This is a genomic window from Sphingobium scionense (genome assembly GCF_014197035.1).
Lineage (GTDB): Bacteria > Pseudomonadota > Alphaproteobacteria > Sphingomonadales > Sphingomonadaceae > Sphingobium > Sphingobium scionense.
Map to the genome: position 1 here is coordinate 136919 of NZ_JACIEU010000003.1, position 15387 is coordinate 152305.

Sequence of the window (15387 nt, forward strand, 5' to 3'; positions counted from 1 at the left end):
CCTGCATCTGATAGCCAGACGGCGTCGAGACTTCAGGATGGTTGCATGATCGATACCGACAGGGACTGGCGGATATGGGGTGAGACCGACCCCTATTATGGCGTGGTCTCCGCGCCTCAGTTCCGACGCGAACAGGTCGATCTCGACGCATTTTTCCAGACCGGCGACGCCTATATCCAGGAACGGCTTGGCCGGCTGGAACGGCAACTGGGGACGCTCCCGCGTCGTCGGGCACTGGATTTCGGGTGCGGCGTTGGCCGCGTCGCGCTGCCGCTGGCGGGATTGTTCGACGAGGTGGTCGGGCTGGATGTCGCGCCGGGCATGCTCAAGGAGGCCGAGCGGCTGCGGCTGGAGCGCGGCATCGGCAATGCCCATTTTCGCCAGTCCGACGACCGGCTGAGCACGGCAGTCGGCGAGTTCGACTTCGTCCATAGCTATATCGTGTTCCAGCATATCGCGGTCGAGCGCGGCCTGCCGCTGATCGGGCGCCTGCTCGATCATGTGGCGATCGGCGGAATGGCCAGTATCCATGTGGCGATCCGGCGCGGTGATACGCCGGTTCGTGCCGCCTTCTATCGAGCGCGCACCCATATTCCCGGGCTGCAGCGGCTGGTCCATCGGCTGCGCGGCAAGAAGCCGAGCGAGCCGATGATGCAGATGAACGAATATCCGGTGTCCGCCATCTTCGCGATGATGCACCTGCGCGGCTTTGGCCAGGCGCTGGTCGATGTGGAGCGGCATGGCCGTTTCCTGACCATGCATATCGCGGCGCGACGGATCAGCCCGACGGAGATTCTGCCATGACCACGCCGCGCGTCGAGCCACCCCGGCCGCATCATGCCGTTCATTATGTCAACCGGGTCGGCTGGTTGCGCGCCGCCGTATTGGGGGCCAATGACGGCATCGTGTCGACCGCCAGCCTGATGACCGGCATCGCCGCATCGGGCGCGACGGGTGAGTCCATATTATTGTCGGGGATTGCCGCGCTGGTGGCGGGCGCGATGTCGATGGCAGCGGGCGAATATGTGTCGGTGAGCGCGCAGTCGGATACTGAACGTGCCGATCTTGCCAAGGAAAAGAAGGCGCTGGCGACGCAACCTCATGCCGAATGGGAGGAGTTGCGCGACATCTATGTCGAGCGTGGCCTGACCGTTGATCTGGCCGCGCAGGTCGCGCACCAGTTGATGGAGGCTGATCCCTTGGGTGCCCATGCCCGCGACGAGCTTGGCATTTCCGACCTGAGCACGCCGCGCCCCGTGCAGGCGGGGCTGGCCTCGGCGGCAAGCTTTGCCTGCGGCGCCGCGCCGCCGGTGCTGGCGGCCGCGATTGCGCCGTCGCTCGCCGGGATCAGCGTCGTGCCGGTCTCGCTGCTCTGCCTGTTGCTGCTGGGCTATGTCGGGGCGCGGCTGGGCGGGGCACGGCCGGGCCGGTCGATGCTGCGCACTGTCTTCTGGGGCGCGCTGGCGATGGCAGTGACGGCCGCGGCAGGCCATCTTTTCGGCGCTGCGATATGATGGCAAGGTCCGCCGCCTGATATCCAAGGGAGATGATGCATGACCGACATTCAGCAGATACAGCTCAAGACCATCAAGGGCGCCGACGCGACCCTCGCCGATTATGCCGGCAAGGTGGTGCTCGCGGTCAATGTCGCCTCCAAATGTGGGCTGACGCCGCAATATGAGGGGCTGGAAAAGCTCTATGCCGATTATCGGGACAAGGGGCTGGTGGTTGCGGGCTTCCCGGCCAATGATTTCGGTGCACAGGAGCCGGGCAGCAATGACGAGATCGCCACCTTCTGCACCACCAATTTCGGCGTCGATTTCCCGATGTTCGAGAAGATCGTGGTCAGCGGGCCGGACAAGCATCCGCTCTACGCCGCGCTGACGAGCGCACTGCCCGAGGCGCAGGGCGATGGTGACAGCTTCCGCGAGCGGCTCAAGGGCTATGGCATGACGCCCAATCCGGTGCCGGAGATACTGTGGAATTTCGAGAAGTTCGTGATTGCCAAGGATGGCAGCGTCGCGGCCCGTTTCGCGCCGACGACGGCGCCCGACGATCCGGCGCTGGTGGCCGCGATCGAAGCCGAACTGGCGAAATAAGCGTGCGACGGGTGGCGTGTCTGCGTGCGCCACCCGTTTTATCCGGTAGCCGCCCGCAAGGTGGCGCGTTTTCCCTTTGATTCGGTGAAGTTACGAACCCATGCGACAGACTATCGTGAAGGCGGCGCTGTGCGGCGCGATGCTGCTGGCGACCACGGCACAGGCGGCGCTGAGCCCGGCCGAGCAGAAGATCGGCGCCAGCGTCGATGCGGGCCATGAGCCGGCGATCGCTCTCCTCGAAAAGATCGTGAACCAGAATAGCGGGTCGATGAACATCGCCGGCGTCAAGGCGGTGGCCGACATGCTGCGTCCCGAGTTCGAGGCGCTGGGCTTTGCCGTCACCTGGAAACCGATGGATCAAGTGAAGCGGGCTGGCCATTTCATCGCCGTGCATAAGGGCAAGGCCGGCACGACGAAGATGCTGCTGATCGGCCATCTCGACACCGTGTTCGAGCCGGACTCGCCGTTCCAGACCTTCAAGCGCGATGGCGACTGGGCCGCCGGACCGGGTGTCGGCGACGACAAGGGTGGGGTGGTGACGATGCTGCTGGCCCTGAAGGCGATGCAGGCGGCCGACACGCTCAAGAACGCCAATATCGAAGTGGTGCTGACCGGTGACGAGGAGGATTCGGGCGATCCGGTCTCGATCTCGCGCGCCGATCTGATCGCGGCCGGCAAGCGTGCCGACGTGGCGCTCGATTTCGAGGGGCTGAGCCGCGAGGACGGCAAGGATATGGGCTCGATCGCGCGCCGTTCCTCCAACAGCTGGACGCTGACCACCAGCGGCAAGTCGGCGCACAGCTCGGGCATCTTCTCGGCGGCCGCCGGCGACGGCGCCGTCTATGAAATGGCGCGGATCATCACCGCTTTCCGCAAGGAATTGCCGGAGCCGAACCTGACCTTCAATGTCGGCCTGATCGGTGGCGGCCAGAGCGCCGATGTCGACAAGGATGGCGTGCGCATTGCGGTGACCGGCAAGACCAACATCATCCCGCCGATCGCGGTGGCCAAGGGCGATTTCCGCACCCTCAGCCAGGATCAGACCGAGCGGGTGCGGGCGAAGATGCAGGCGATCGTCGATAGCGGCCATCTGCCCGGCACCGGCGCCGGCATCGCCTTTGACCTCGGCTATCCCTCCATGGCGCCAACGGCGGGCAACCGCGCGCTGCTCGCCAAATTGAATGGCATCAACAAGGATCTGGGCCTGCCCGACATGCCCGAGCTTGATCCGCTCAAGCGCGGCGCGGGCGATATCAGCTTCGTCGCGCAGGATGTCGACGGACTGGTGGGGCTGGGCCTCGCTTCGACCGGCGACCATAGTCCGGCGGAAAAGGCGGACCTGTCCACCATGCCGCGCCAGGCCAAGCGGGCGGCGATGCTGATGACCCGGCTGTCGGCCGAGAAGGGCCGGAAATGATCGACCTTGGGGCGCCCGCTTTCGCCGGCGCCCGATAGCGGCTAGAGGAAGCCATGCTGCCGCCCGCGCCCGCCCTCGCCACCCATATCGGACCCGTGCTGGAGGCGTTGAGCCTGATCGGCACCTTCGTCTTCGGTGCGTCGGGGGCGCTTGCCGCGGCGCGACTGCGGCAGACATTGGTGACCTTCGCCTTCTTCGCCCTGTTGACAGGGGTGGGTGGGGGCACGGTCCGCGACCTGCTGATCGACGCGCCGGTCTTCTGGATCCACGATCCGGCGCCCTCCATCGTCTGCATGGCGGCGGCGGTCACGGTCTGGATCACGCCGCGGCGCTGGTGGAGCGATCATGCGCTCGACTGGCTCGATGCGATTGGTCTGGCTGCCTTCGCGGTCTTCGGCGCGGCCAAGGCGATGAGCTTTGGCGTGCCGCCCTTCGTTGCCGGCATGATGGGCGTGGTCACCGGCTGCGTCGGCGGGATCATGCGTGACACGCTGGCAGGCGAGCCGTCGATCCTGCTGCGCCCCGAACTATACGTTACGGCGGCGGCGTTCGCCTCCGGCCTGTTCGTGCTTTTGCGGCTGGCCGGGCTGGATGTGCCGGTCGCCGGCGTGATCGCGGCGCTGCTGGGCTTTGGCCTGCGGGCGCTGGCGATCCGGCGCGGGCTGGGCCTGCCCGCCTATAAGGATGCGGACCTCTAGCGTTCCACCGCCATCCGCACGGCGAGGCCACCCAGCACCGTGCCCATGAACCAGCGCTGGATCGTCAACCAGCGCGGCCGGGTGCCGAGGAAACCGACGATCGATCCGGCAAGGCAGGCGATGATGGCGTTAACCGACAGGCTGATGACGATCTGGGTCGCGCCCAGGATCAGCGACTGACCCAGCACATGGCCGCGCGCCGGATCGACGAACTGGGGCAGCAGCGAGAGATAGATCATCGCCACCTTGGGATTGAGCAGGTTGGTGAGCAGCCCCATGGCAAACAGCTTGCGCGGGCCATCAAGTGGCAATTGCTTCACTTGAAAGGGCGAACGGCCGCCGGGGCGCACGGCATTCCAGGCGAGCCACAGCAGATAGAGCGCGCCGCCCAGTCGCAGCACGTCATAGGCGAACGGGACCGCCATCAGCAGCGCGGTGATGCCGAAGGCGGCGGCCACCATGTAGAAGAGGAAGCCGCAGGCGACGCCGAGCAGCGAGACCATGCCGGCGGCGCGCCCCTGGCTGATCGATCGCGAGATCAGGTAGATCATGTTCGGCCCCGGCGTCAGCACCATGCCGAGCGAGATGAGGGCGAAGGCGGCAAGATGCGCGGCGCTGGGCATGGCTGGGTTCCCCGGATGAGCGTTCGGCTTCGTCTAGGGATGCACGATCAGCGCCGACAGGTCCGGGGGACAGCAATTGGCCACCCCCGGATATGGACGCAGGTCAGGCCGGGCGGGTGCGCCACATGGCGATCGGGCACATGGTCAGCACGGGTTCGTCCTTCTGGTTGTAGAGCGTCACCTTGTTGCGGACGATGCCCATTTCCGGGCGGCTCTGCGAAATTTTCTTGTTGATCACCTCGTTGGTGCCGCGCAGCGTGTCGCCGGGGCGGACCGGGCGCAGCCAGCGCAGTTCATCGACGCCCATCGCGCCCAGGCTGGCCGCCTGATGACCCGGTTGCTTCTGCATCTCGGCGACGAACATCTTCATGAACAGGGCTGTGGTGTGCCAGCCGCTGGCCGAGATGGTGCGGAAATGGGTCGTGGCCGCCGCCTCGTCCGACAGATGGAAGGGCTGGGGATCGAATTCCGCGGCAAAGGCGATCGTTTCCTCGCGCGACAGGGTCAGCGGCCCGAACGCCACGCTGTCGCCTATCTCGATATCCTCGAAATAGAGAATCTCGTCCATGTTGTCCGTCTCCTATTGCAACGGAGACGGTGTATGGGCGCTTTCCGTTTACGTCAACTGTCAGGCGATGCTCAGCCCCGGCGTGCCGCGTGGCACGGTCATGGTAGCACGGGCGCGGATCTGGCCGCCGGGCGCCGATACCTGATCCATCACCATCGCCCGCGTCGTCCAGGCGTCCGGCGTCACCTCGCAGGTCAGATAGCCGCGCTGGTCGTTGATGAATTTGAGCTGCGGGTTGTTCTTAAGGATGATGTCGCTGCCCGGCCGCAGGTCCGATCCGTCGCCGCCCGAGGAGATGGATGTGGACACGAACTCGACCGCCACGGGCTTGGTGCCGTCATCCAGCAGGCCGGCGAAATTCTGATGCTCGTCGCCGGTCAGGACCACGACATTGTCCAGCCCCTTCATCCGGCCGAGCAGCCGCTGGCGCTGCACCTTGTAGCCGGCCCAGGTGTCCATATTGTAGATCGGCTCCGCCGTTCCCACGCTGTTGCGGCGGTCGAGCGCCATCATCATCACTTGCTGCGCCAGACAGTTCCATTTGGCGTCACGGCGGGCAAGGTTGCGGGTCAGCCAGCTTTCCTCCTCGGCGGAAATGACCTGTGCCTGGGTGGCTGCCATTTCGGCGCAGGCCGGCTTGAAATTGTCGCCACAGGGCTGGTCGGTTCGGAAGGTGCGGGTGTCCAGGAAGTCGATCGACAGCAGGTCGCCGAAGCGCGCCTGACGATACATGGTGCCGATCATCTCACTGCGTGGTGCCATCGCCGCGCGCACCGGCATATATTCATACCAGGCCTGCATGCCGGCGGCGCGGCGCATGCGGAAGGCGTCGGCCGGCGCCCCCCTGGCATCGATGTCGCCGACCCAGTTGTTGGCGACCTCATGATCGTCGAAGGTCGGGAACCATGTGTGGCGGCAACGCGCCGCCTGCAGGTCATAATCGCTCAGATATTGGGCGTAGCGCAGCCGATAGTCGGCAAGGTCGTAGCAATCCTGGCCGATATGGTCGCGCACCTGCGGTCCGGGCAGGCCGTCCTTGTCATAGTCCGGGCCACGCTGGCTATATTCATAGATGAAGTCGCCATAATGATAGACGAAGGCGAGATCGTCCTCGCGCGCCAGATGGCGGAAGGCAGTGAACAGGCCGTCCTGATAATTCTGGCAGCCGGCGACGCCGAATTTCAGCAGCTTGGGACTCGCCGACGCCAGCGGCAGGGTGCGGGCGCGGCCACGCGTCGACTGGTCATTGCCCAGCACAAAGCGATACCAATAGGGCCGGTCGGGCTGAAGGCCGCTCACCTCGACATGGACGCTGTGGCCCAGTTCCGGCCGGGCGATCGCCTCGCCACCGGCAACGATGGTCTTGAAGCGATCATCGGCCGCGACCTCCCATTTCACCGGGATCGGCGTCATCGGCATGCCGCCATGCGGCTCGAACGGGCGCGGTGCCAGCTTGGTCCAGATGACGAAGCCATCGGAGGCCGGATCGCCCGAGGTCACGCCCAGGGCGAAGGGATAGCCCGCGAACCAGCTCTGGGCGTGGAGGATGGCGGGGGCACCGGCGATCGGGGCGATGGCGGCGGCGGAGAGGAGCGAGCGGCGCGTGAACATGACGCGCCGCCTAGAACCGCTTTATGACAAGCGCATGTCGCCCGATCAGGGCTTCACCAGCCCCTGCAGCACCGCCGGATTGCCGTCGCTCGCCACGGGCGTCACGCCCAGCAGGCGGGCGAGCAGCGGATAGACATCGACATTGGTGAAATCGGCCGAAGGGCGGAAGCCGCTGACGAAGGCCGGGCCGTTGGCAATGAACAAAGCCTGCATGTCGGGCGCGCGATCGTCCCAGCCATGGTCGCCGCCGGTCACCGGCTTGGTCGGGGTCGTGTTCTGGAACACCCAGCCGGTTTCGGCCAGGCAGAAATAGGGCGGGATGCGGCGATGCGTGCCATAATGGAAGCGCGCCGGGATTTCGCTCTTGCGCCAGCATTGCATATGGTCGCGCGGCTTGAACAGTGCGGCCTCCAGCGCCGTCTCGCGGCCGGGATTGGCGACCAGGCTGGCATAGGGGCCGGCCTCCACCACGCGATAGTCGGCCGGGTCGGCGATCTTGTCGATCGGCAGCACGCGGTCATTCGCCTTGGCGGCCATGCCGTGGTCGGAGACGATCACGATATTGGCCGGCTGGCCCAGTGCCTTGAGGCCGGCGAGCAGTTCGCCGATATGGGCGTCGACATCGGCCACCGCCTGGGTGGTCTCTGGTGCGGCCGGGCCGTTTACATGGCCAGCGGTATCGACCTCATCGAAATAGAGGGTGACGAAGCGGGGGCGGATGTCGGCCGGACGGCGCAGCACGTCCAGCACGCCGTTGACGCGCTGGGTCGGGCTGATCGCCTCGTTGAACTGCGCCCAGTCGCTCGGGCGCGATCCGCCGCTGATCCTGTAGGGCCATTCGGCCGCCTTGTTGCCGCCCCAGGCGACGTTGGAGCCGGGCCAGAACATGGTCGCGGTGCGCACGCCCTGCCTTTCGGCGGTGATCCAGATCGGTTCGGCCTCGTTCCACCAATAGGGATCGTCGCTGGCCATGGTGAACTTGTCCTTGGGCCGGCTGTCATCTTCCATATTATTGGCGACGATGCCGCTGCGGTCCGGCCGGTCGCCGGTCACGATCGCCCAATGATTGGGGAAGGTCTTGGTGGGGAAGGACGGGCGCATCGACGCTTCGGTGCCGCCGGTCGCCAATGCATTGAGATTGGGCGAGACGCCACGTGTCAGATAATCAGGGCGGAAGCCGTCGATCGACACCAGGATCGTCACCGGTGCGCGCTGTTCGGCCGGGGCGGCGGCGACGCTCGCTGGATGCTGCTGCACCGGTGCGCAGGCGCCGACGAGCAGGGTGGAAACGGACAGGGCAAGCGCAAGCGACAGGCGACGGGCGGACATGATTGCCTCTCTAAAAAGGAAGATTTGACCGCTGCTTAGCAGTCCAACCAAGTCGGTAAAGTGACGAATGGTTCATGTCGGATCGATATAGGGCGCCAGCGCGCTCCACGCCTGTCGCTTGGCGTCGCGCGAAAGGCTGGCATAGGCGCCGCTGGAGGAGGGGAGGTCGATCATCACCAGATCGGACCTTTCTCCCAATTGGCGACGGCCATGTAGGGCGGCGGTCTTGCCGTTGAAGGCGATCGCGCGGAGATTGGGCAGGCGGGATATGAAGGCGCTGAGGTCGCGCAGTTCCGCACCCCGGATGCTGCTGTCCAGGCTGCCGTCGCGATCCGCGCTTTCGATCACGTCCCACAGGCCGATGCCCCGTGCGCGCAGCCGCTTGAGCTTCATCGCATAGGGGGCGCTGCGCAGATCCTCACCCAGCACATCGCCGACCAGCGCCCAGAAGGCGTTGCCGCGATGGGCATAATATTCGCCTTGGCGGATCGATGCGTCACCGGGCAGGCTGCCCAGGATCAGCAGCCGCGTTCCCGCGTCCACGCTGGGCGGGAAGGCGGCCTTGCGCTGCGCGGGCATCTGGCCGATGCGCAGCGCCATCGGATCAGACGTTGAAGCGGAACAGCATGATGTCGCCGTCCTGCGTCACATAATCCTTGCCTTCCGAACGCCACTTGCCCGCTTCCTTGGCGCCGGCTTCGCCATTGAACTGGACATAGTCGGCATAGGCCATGGTTTCGGCGCGGATGAAGCCCTTCTCGAAATCCGAGTGGATCGCGCCGGCGGCCTGGGGGGCCTTGCTGCCCTTGGCCACGGTCCAGGCGCGGGCTTCCTTGGGGCCGACGGTGAAGAAGGTGATGAGGCCCAGCAGTTCATAGCCGGCGCGGATGATGCGGGCGAGGCCGGCTTCGGTCAGGCCCAGCGCTTCGAGATATTCGCCGCGTTCCTCGACCGGCATGGTGATGAGTTCGGCCTCGATCGCCGCCGACACGATGACCGCGCTGGCATTTTCGGCCGCCGCCTTCTCGAACACGCGGGCGGAAAATGCATTGCCTTCGGCCGCTGCGCCTTCCTCGACATTGCAGACATAGAGGACCGGCTTGGCGGTCAGCAGCTGCGCCTGGGCGAACAGGCGGGCTTCTTCCTCGTCGCGCGGCTGGGTCAGGCGAGCGGGCTTGCCGTCACGCAGCAGTTCCAGCGTCTGGCCCAGCACCGACGCGGCGGCCTTGGCTTCCTTGTCGCCCTGCGCGCCCTTCTTGAGCAGGTTGGGAACGCGCTTTTCCAGGCTTTCGAGGTCGGCGAGCATCAGTTCGGTCTCGACCGTCTCGGCGTCGGCGATCGGATCGACCTTGCCCTCGACATGGGTGATGTCGTCATCCTCGAAGCAGCGCAGCACGTGGACGATGGCGTCTGTCTCGCGGATGTTCGCCAGGAACTGGTTGCCCAGCCCTTCGCCCTTGGACGCACCGCGCACCAGGCCGGCAATGTCGACGAAGGCGAGCTGCGTCTCGATGATCTTGGCGCTGCCGCCGATCCTGGCGATGCTCTGCAGCCGGTCATCGGGCACGGCGACGCGGCCCTCATTGGGCTCGATCGTGCAGAAGGGATAATTCGCCGCCTGCGCTGCCTGCGTCTCGGTCAGCGCATTGAACAGGGTGGACTTGCCCACATTGGGAAGCCCGACGATACCGCAACGAAAACCCATTTCCGAAACCTTTGAAGACGCGAATTGATGCTCTGCCCGCTAGCGCCTTCCCGCCTGCAAGGCCAGCATTTCCGCGATACGGGGGGCGAAAACAGTGGTTGTAGCCGCTGTTTCGAGGGTTCCTCCGGGTTGCCCCCTATTGTGGGGAGCTGGCCTTTTTCTAATATGGCCGAAAAATAAGCGGGTCGCGCTGGCAATCGGGAGACGATTATGACCATCGCGACAAGGCTTGATGCTGCTCTTGGCAAGAATATCAACAAGATATGTGAAAATAAATTTCACGATCCGGCCGCGAATCACTGTGCGCATTTTGTTTCGCATATATGTGATCTGGCATTTTCCTTTAACTGCAAACAGTTCGCCGGCGGAAACAAGCCTGGCGCCAATGTCCGTGTGCATGAGGTGTTCGCGCAATGCCCGCGCGTGGGGCGCTGGGCCGATGCCGATCTCGCCAAGACCCAGCTGATTTTCGTGACACTGGCCAGCAATGTCGATCTGGCCCGCAAGGAGATGGTCAACATCCCGCAAAAGCATATCGGCGTCTATCATGGTGGGAAGGTCTATCATTACAGCAATACCGCCGATCAGGTGACATCGGAATCGCCCGACAGCTTCTTTGCCAAGTTCCAGGCGCTTTATGCCGGCAATCAGGGCTTGTTCTTCGGCTGGATACCCGGAGAGGATCTGCGGCTGCACGTCCAGCCCGATGGAGCGGGTGTCAGTGCGGCCAAGAAGTTCGAACTGCAACGGGCCGATGATGGCTGGTGGAAGGCGCGACTGGTTGGCGACAGCGATTTTTTCCGCGTCGGCAAGGAAGTGGATGATGCGCGGAAGAAATATCACGGCATCTTCATGCCGGGCAGCCAATATTGGGGCCAGCAATTCCGCGCGGCGGATTATCTGCCCAGCATTGGCAGCTGGGCGACGCTGCTGGAGGTGACGGGCGCTTGTGAGAGCGAAAATCACTTCAACCTGATCAATACCTATGATCGCGCGAAATTCACCTTTGGCTTCTACCAGTTGGCGGCGCACACGCCGCGCGACAATCTGATCCTGTTCTTCCATCGGCTGGCAAGCTTGCCGGCCTTCAAGGATTATTTCCCCGAACTGGAGATGCGTGGTGGACGCCTGTTCCGGGTCGATACGGCCGGGGCGGCCACCGACTTGGAGCAGGAATTCACCGCCAGCAATGGTGAGCAGCAGATCATGCTGTTCATGAACTATCTCAACCCCCAGCGGGTGCCGATCGACCAGCAGGAGGTGTTGCAGGCCGCCCGCCTGATCCATTGGAACGAGCATGATCCGGCCATGCGCCTGGCGCAGGTCCGCACCGCAGCGGAAATATTGCAGAAGAAGATGACTGCTCGTTACGCGCGCAAACTGCCGATCGACGGCAAGTCTGACACGATCTGCGCGATCGTTGCCGATATTTTCCACCAGGGTCGGTCGACCTTCGCCGTCGTGAAGGATTTATTGGGGCGCCCCGATCCCGTCCAGGCGTTGCTCAAGGTCAATGACGCCGCCTGGAGCGGCCGCAATAACCGACTGCGCAAGGCTGTGGATGCGGCCATTGCAGATGGACGATTGGGACGGAAACGTTACGCCGCCGCCACCAACGAATTTGTCTGATCTGGAGGATCAGTGGCGGAAGAACAGCGTCACCGATGCGACATGGTTGACCCGCTGGCGGCTGCCGCCCTGGTCGATAAACTGGTTGAGATAGCCGACCTCCATGGTCGATGCGCCGGGCAGGCCGATTTCGACGCCGGCGAAGCTGCGCAACTGGTCGAAGCCCTTGCGGGCGCCCCAGTCGGTGTCGTTGAGGGCAAAGAAGACCTCGCCATAGACGAGCGCATTGACCACGTCGCTGCCGGGCTTGAGCGCATGTTCCACCCGCAGCATCTCGCGCAGGCGCCAGCCCATGTCGTTGCCGTTGGAGCGCCAGCGCTGCTCAAGCCGGGTGCGCGAGGAAATCTCGGCATCCTTTGGCCGCGCCAGCGTCCAGCTCAGTTGCTGGAAACTGCGTTCCTCATTGGCGTCCTTGCCGCCTTCGATCGGCACGACGACATGGGCGTATCCCTGATAGAGGGTGATGTCGCGCGACAATTTGATGCCCAGCGCGCCACGGAACAGCGCCTGGTCGATGCGCGACACGCCGTCGCCGACGCGCGGCTGGATTTCGGCGAAATAGACCAGTTCGTCCTTGATCGACCCCATCGCCGTCAGATTGACCCATAGCTGCTCGTCCTGGCTTGTTGCGGCCTGGGCCGGCAGGGATGAGGCAGCGAGGGACATGGCGGCAAGGGACAGGGCGACAGCAAGCGACGGGAAACGCATGAAACCTCTGGCGGTGGAAAGCGACATTCCCTCCGCCTTTAGGTTGCTGTCATTGCTGCCCCGTTGCTGCGGGGTAAGCGATGGTGAACTGGCTCAGGTGATGACGCTGGGCTGGTCCATCCCGGTATAGCCGGTGATGTCGGCCAGTTCCTGCGCTGCCGCAACCAGCGGCGCCAGCGCATCGCCGGTTGCAAGCGCCAGATCGCCGTCCGGCTCGACATAGCGTTCGATATAGACGCGCAAGGTCGCGCCCTCGGTGCCGGTGCCCGACAGGCGGAAGACGACGCGCGATCCATCCTCGAACAATATGCGCACGCCCTGGTTCTTGCTCATCGACTGGTCGGTCGGGTCGGTATAGGCGAAATCGTCCGCCGCCTTCACCGTGCCGCCGCTGTTGCCGGTGCCGGGCAGGCTGGCGAGCGTGTCGCGCAGGGCCGCCATCAGCGCATCGGCCTTGTCCTTGGCGATCGCTTCATAGTCATGGCGGGCATAATAATTGCGGCCATAGGTCGCCCAATGATCGGCCATGATGTCCGCCACGCTCTGCTGGCGCGCGGCCAGGATGTTGAACCATAGTAGCACCGCCCAGATACCGTCCTTCTCGCGCACATGGTCGGATCCGGTGCCGGCGCTTTCCTCGCCGCAGATCGTCGCCATGCCGGCGTCGAGCAGGTTGCCGAAGAATTTCCAGCCGGTCGGCGTCTCGTAGAGCGGGATGCCGAGCTTCTGAGCCACCCGATCGGCCGCGCCGCTGGTCGGCATGGAGCGGGCAATGCCCTTGAGGCCGGCGGCGTAGCCTGGCGCCAGATGGGCGTTGGCGGCCAGCACCGCGAGCGAGTCCGAGGGTGTCACATAGCAATGGCGGCCGATGATGAGGTTGCGATCGCCGTCGCCGTCCGATGCCGCGCCGAAATCGGGCGCATCAGCGGCCATCATCCGGTCATAGAGCGCCTTGGCATGGACGAGGTTGGGGTCGGGATGGTGATGGCCGAAATCGGGCAGGGGGGTGCCGTTCATCACCGTGCCCGCCGGCGCGCCCAGTCGCCTTTCGAAAATCTCGGTCGCGTAGGGGCCGGTCACCGCGCTCATCGAGTCGAAGGCGAGGGTGAAGCCGCCCGCAATCATCGCCTTGATCGCGGGGAAATCGAACAGGCTTTCCATCAGCGCGGCATAGCCGGCGACCGGATCGACCACTTCGACCGCCATGGCGCCGAGCTGGCTGGTGCCCAGCGTGTCGATATCGACATCGGCGGCGTCGAGGATACGATACTGGTCGATGGTCAGGCTGCGCGCATGAATGGCATCGGTCACCTTCTCGGGCGCCGGACCGCCGTTCGACACATTATATTTGATGCCGAAATCCTCGTCCGGTCCGCCCGGATTATGGCTGGCTGACAGCACCAGCCCGCCAAAGGCACCGGATGATCGGATCAGGTGCGAGGCGGCCGGGGTCGACAATATGCCACCCTGGCCGACAAGGACCCGGCCAAAGCCGTTAGCGGCGGCCATCCGGAGCGCGATCTGGATCACCTCACGGTTGAGATAGCGGCCATCGCCGCCGATCACCAGCGTCTGGCCGGCATAGCCATCCAGGCTGTCGAACACCGACTGGATGAAATTTTCCGCATAATGGGGCTGCTGGAAGACCCGGACCTTCTTGCGCAGGCCCGATGTGCCGGGCTTCTGGTCGTCGAAAGGCGTGGTCGCGATGGTCTGGATCACCTCTGTCCCCTGCTTTGCCTAATAAGTCGTTACGCCTCTATGGCTTGTTCATGCTGCACTGCGCAATGCGCTTTGTCGTGCCGTAGGTGCGGGCGGCCGTGATCGGGGGCAATTACTATGCAAGAGACGGGTTGGTCAAAGCCGTCATGCGGGTTATCACCCATGGCAAGCATCCAGAAAATCGGCATTTTTAGGGGCAGTATTTCGACCATAACGGGAGGTTTCATGTCTCGTCTGCCCGCTGTCCTGTCCGGTCTTGCGCTGCTGGCGGGGCAACTGCCTTCGATGTCGGCTGATGCGTGTACCCGCCTTGTCTATCATGGTGCCAATGACGATGTGATCACCGCCCGGTCGATGGACTGGAAGGTCGATGTCGGCACGCATCTCTGGATATTCCCGCGCGGCATGGCGCGCAGTGGGGAGGCCGGACCCAATTCGGTCAAATGGACGTCGCGCTATGGCAGCGTGATCGCCACCGGCTACGACATTTCCACCACCGACGGCATGAACGAAGCGGGGCTGGCCGCCAATCTCCTGTGGCTGGTCGAGTCCGAATATCCCCATTATGATGGCAAGCAGCCGGGCATGAGCATCGCCATCTGGACCCAATATGTGCTCGACAATTTTGCCACCGTGAAGGCTGCGGTCGATGAACTGGGCAAGGAAAGCTTCGTCGTGGTCACCGACAATATTCCCGGCGAGGAGCGGCTCGGCACGCTCCACCTCGCAATCTCGGATGCGTCGGGCGACAGCGCCATCTTCGAATATATCAAGGGCAAGCTGGTGATCCATCACGGCCCGCAATATCCGGTGATGACCAATTCGCCGATCTTCGACGAGCAACTGGCGCTCAACGCCTATTGGAAGGATATTGGCGGAACGACCATGTTGCCGGGCACCAACCGCTCGGCCGATCGCTTCGCCCGCGCCTCCTTCTATGTGAACGCCATTCCCAAGAGCGAAGACCCGGTGACGGCGCTGGCCAGCGTGTTCAGCGTGATCCGCAATGTCTCGGTGCCGCTCGGCATCTCGACCCCGGACCAACCTAACATCTCCTCGACCCGCTGGCGCACGGTCGCGGACCACAAGCGCAAGCTCTATTTCTTCGAATCCGCGATGACGCCCAACAGCTTCTGGGTCGACCTGAAGGCGATAGACTTTACGCCTTCTGCTAAGGTGAGGAAGCTCGATCTTGGCCCGAACCAGACGAAAACCTATTCGGGCGAGGTCAGCGGCCAGTTCCAGGATGCGCCGGCCTTCAAGTTTCTGGGCCTCTGA

At 64.2% G+C, this 15387-nt stretch carries 16 protein-coding genes; 7 read left to right on the forward strand and 9 right to left on the reverse strand.

All coding sequences use genetic code 11. The features are described from left to right. Positions 1-45: 45 nt before the first annotated feature. The 5 genes from GGQ90_RS04290 (at position 46) to GGQ90_RS04310 (ending at position 4214) form a co-directional block, all read left to right on the forward strand. Positions 46-804 (forward strand): class I SAM-dependent methyltransferase, encoded by a 759-nt coding sequence (locus GGQ90_RS04290; RefSeq protein ID WP_188080989.1) that lies wholly within the window; start codon positions 46-48, stop codon positions 802-804. Beyond that, the gene (locus GGQ90_RS04295; RefSeq protein WP_188080990.1) at positions 801-1514 is read left to right on the forward strand and encodes a VIT1/CCC1 transporter family protein; all 714 of its coding nucleotides are present in this window, start codon (positions 801-803) and stop codon (positions 1512-1514) included. Before GGQ90_RS04290 ends, GGQ90_RS04295 begins: the two co-directional genes overlap by 4 nt. Positions 1515-1553: 39 nt before the next feature. After that, positions 1554-2099, forward strand: a complete 546-nt coding sequence (locus tag GGQ90_RS04300; RefSeq protein ID WP_188080991.1) for a glutathione peroxidase — start codon at positions 1554-1556, stop codon at positions 2097-2099. Between the two features lie 100 nt (positions 2100-2199). Continuing rightward, the gene (locus tag GGQ90_RS04305; protein ID WP_188080992.1) at positions 2200-3516 is read left to right on the forward strand and encodes a M20/M25/M40 family metallo-hydrolase; all 1317 of its coding nucleotides are present in this window, start codon (positions 2200-2202) and stop codon (positions 3514-3516) included. A 53-nt stretch (positions 3517-3569) separates the two neighbouring features. Then, positions 3570-4214 carry a trimeric intracellular cation channel family protein gene (locus GGQ90_RS04310; RefSeq protein ID WP_188080993.1) on the forward strand — a complete coding sequence of 215 codons (645 nt, stop codon included), beginning with the start codon at positions 3570-3572 and terminating at the stop codon, positions 4212-4214. Here the strand turns inward: GGQ90_RS04310 and GGQ90_RS04315 are convergent. The 7 genes from GGQ90_RS04315 to GGQ90_RS29245 all read right to left on the reverse strand — a co-directional run bounded on the left by GGQ90_RS04315 (position 4211) and on the right by GGQ90_RS29245 (position 10449). Then, positions 4211-4837, reverse strand: coding sequence for a LysE family translocator (locus GGQ90_RS04315; RefSeq protein ID WP_188080994.1), 627 nt, complete (start codon positions 4835-4837; stop codon positions 4211-4213). The genes GGQ90_RS04310 and GGQ90_RS04315 overlap by 4 nt on opposite strands. A 103-nt stretch (positions 4838-4940) precedes the next feature. Next, positions 4941-5405, reverse strand: a complete 465-nt coding sequence (locus GGQ90_RS04320) for a MaoC family dehydratase (protein WP_188080995.1) — start codon at positions 5403-5405, stop codon at positions 4941-4943. A 60-nt stretch (positions 5406-5465) separates the two neighbouring features. Next, positions 5466-7016: an alkaline phosphatase D family protein gene (locus tag GGQ90_RS04325; protein WP_188080996.1), complete on the reverse strand. Its 1551-nt coding sequence runs from the start codon at positions 7014-7016 to the stop codon at positions 5466-5468. Between the two features lie 45 nt (positions 7017-7061). After that, positions 7062-8345, reverse strand: coding sequence for an alkaline phosphatase family protein (locus tag GGQ90_RS04330; RefSeq protein WP_188080997.1), 1284 nt, complete (start codon positions 8343-8345; stop codon positions 7062-7064). A 72-nt stretch (positions 8346-8417) separates the two neighbouring features. Continuing rightward, the gene (locus GGQ90_RS04335; protein WP_188080998.1) at positions 8418-8945 is read right to left on the reverse strand and encodes a DNA-deoxyinosine glycosylase; all 528 of its coding nucleotides are present in this window, start codon (positions 8943-8945) and stop codon (positions 8418-8420) included. Positions 8946-8949: 4 nt separating this feature from the next. Beyond that, positions 8950-10050 (reverse strand): redox-regulated ATPase YchF, encoded by a 1101-nt coding sequence (ychF, locus tag GGQ90_RS04340; RefSeq protein ID WP_188080999.1) that lies wholly within the window; start codon positions 10048-10050, stop codon positions 8950-8952. A 39-nt stretch (positions 10051-10089) separates the two neighbouring features. Continuing rightward, positions 10090-10449 carry a hypothetical protein gene (locus GGQ90_RS29245; protein ID WP_246428137.1) on the reverse strand — a complete coding sequence of 120 codons (360 nt, stop codon included), beginning with the start codon at positions 10447-10449 and terminating at the stop codon, positions 10090-10092. Here GGQ90_RS29245 and GGQ90_RS04345 point away from each other — a divergent pair. Next, complete coding sequence (locus GGQ90_RS04345; RefSeq protein ID WP_343053529.1) at positions 10444-11679, forward strand: hypothetical protein; 1236 nt, start codon at positions 10444-10446, stop codon at positions 11677-11679. The two genes, GGQ90_RS29245 and GGQ90_RS04345, sit on opposite strands and share 6 nt — an antisense overlap. 9 nt (positions 11680-11688) lie before the next feature. On the opposite strand, the gene GGQ90_RS04350 is transcribed toward GGQ90_RS04345, so the two are convergent. Next, positions 11689-12387 (reverse strand): DUF2490 domain-containing protein, encoded by a 699-nt coding sequence (locus GGQ90_RS04350; protein WP_188081152.1) that lies wholly within the window; start codon positions 12385-12387, stop codon positions 11689-11691. A 93-nt stretch (positions 12388-12480) separates the two neighbouring features. After that, a complete protein-coding gene (locus GGQ90_RS04355; protein ID WP_188081001.1) occupies positions 12481-14109 on the reverse strand; it encodes an alpha-D-glucose phosphate-specific phosphoglucomutase in 1629 nt (542 codons plus the stop codon). Positions 14110-14334: 225 nt separating this feature from the next. On the opposite strand from GGQ90_RS04355, the gene GGQ90_RS04360 reads away from it, so the two are divergent. Then, positions 14335-15387 (forward strand): linear amide C-N hydrolase, encoded by a 1053-nt coding sequence (locus GGQ90_RS04360; RefSeq protein WP_188081002.1) that lies wholly within the window; start codon positions 14335-14337, stop codon positions 15385-15387.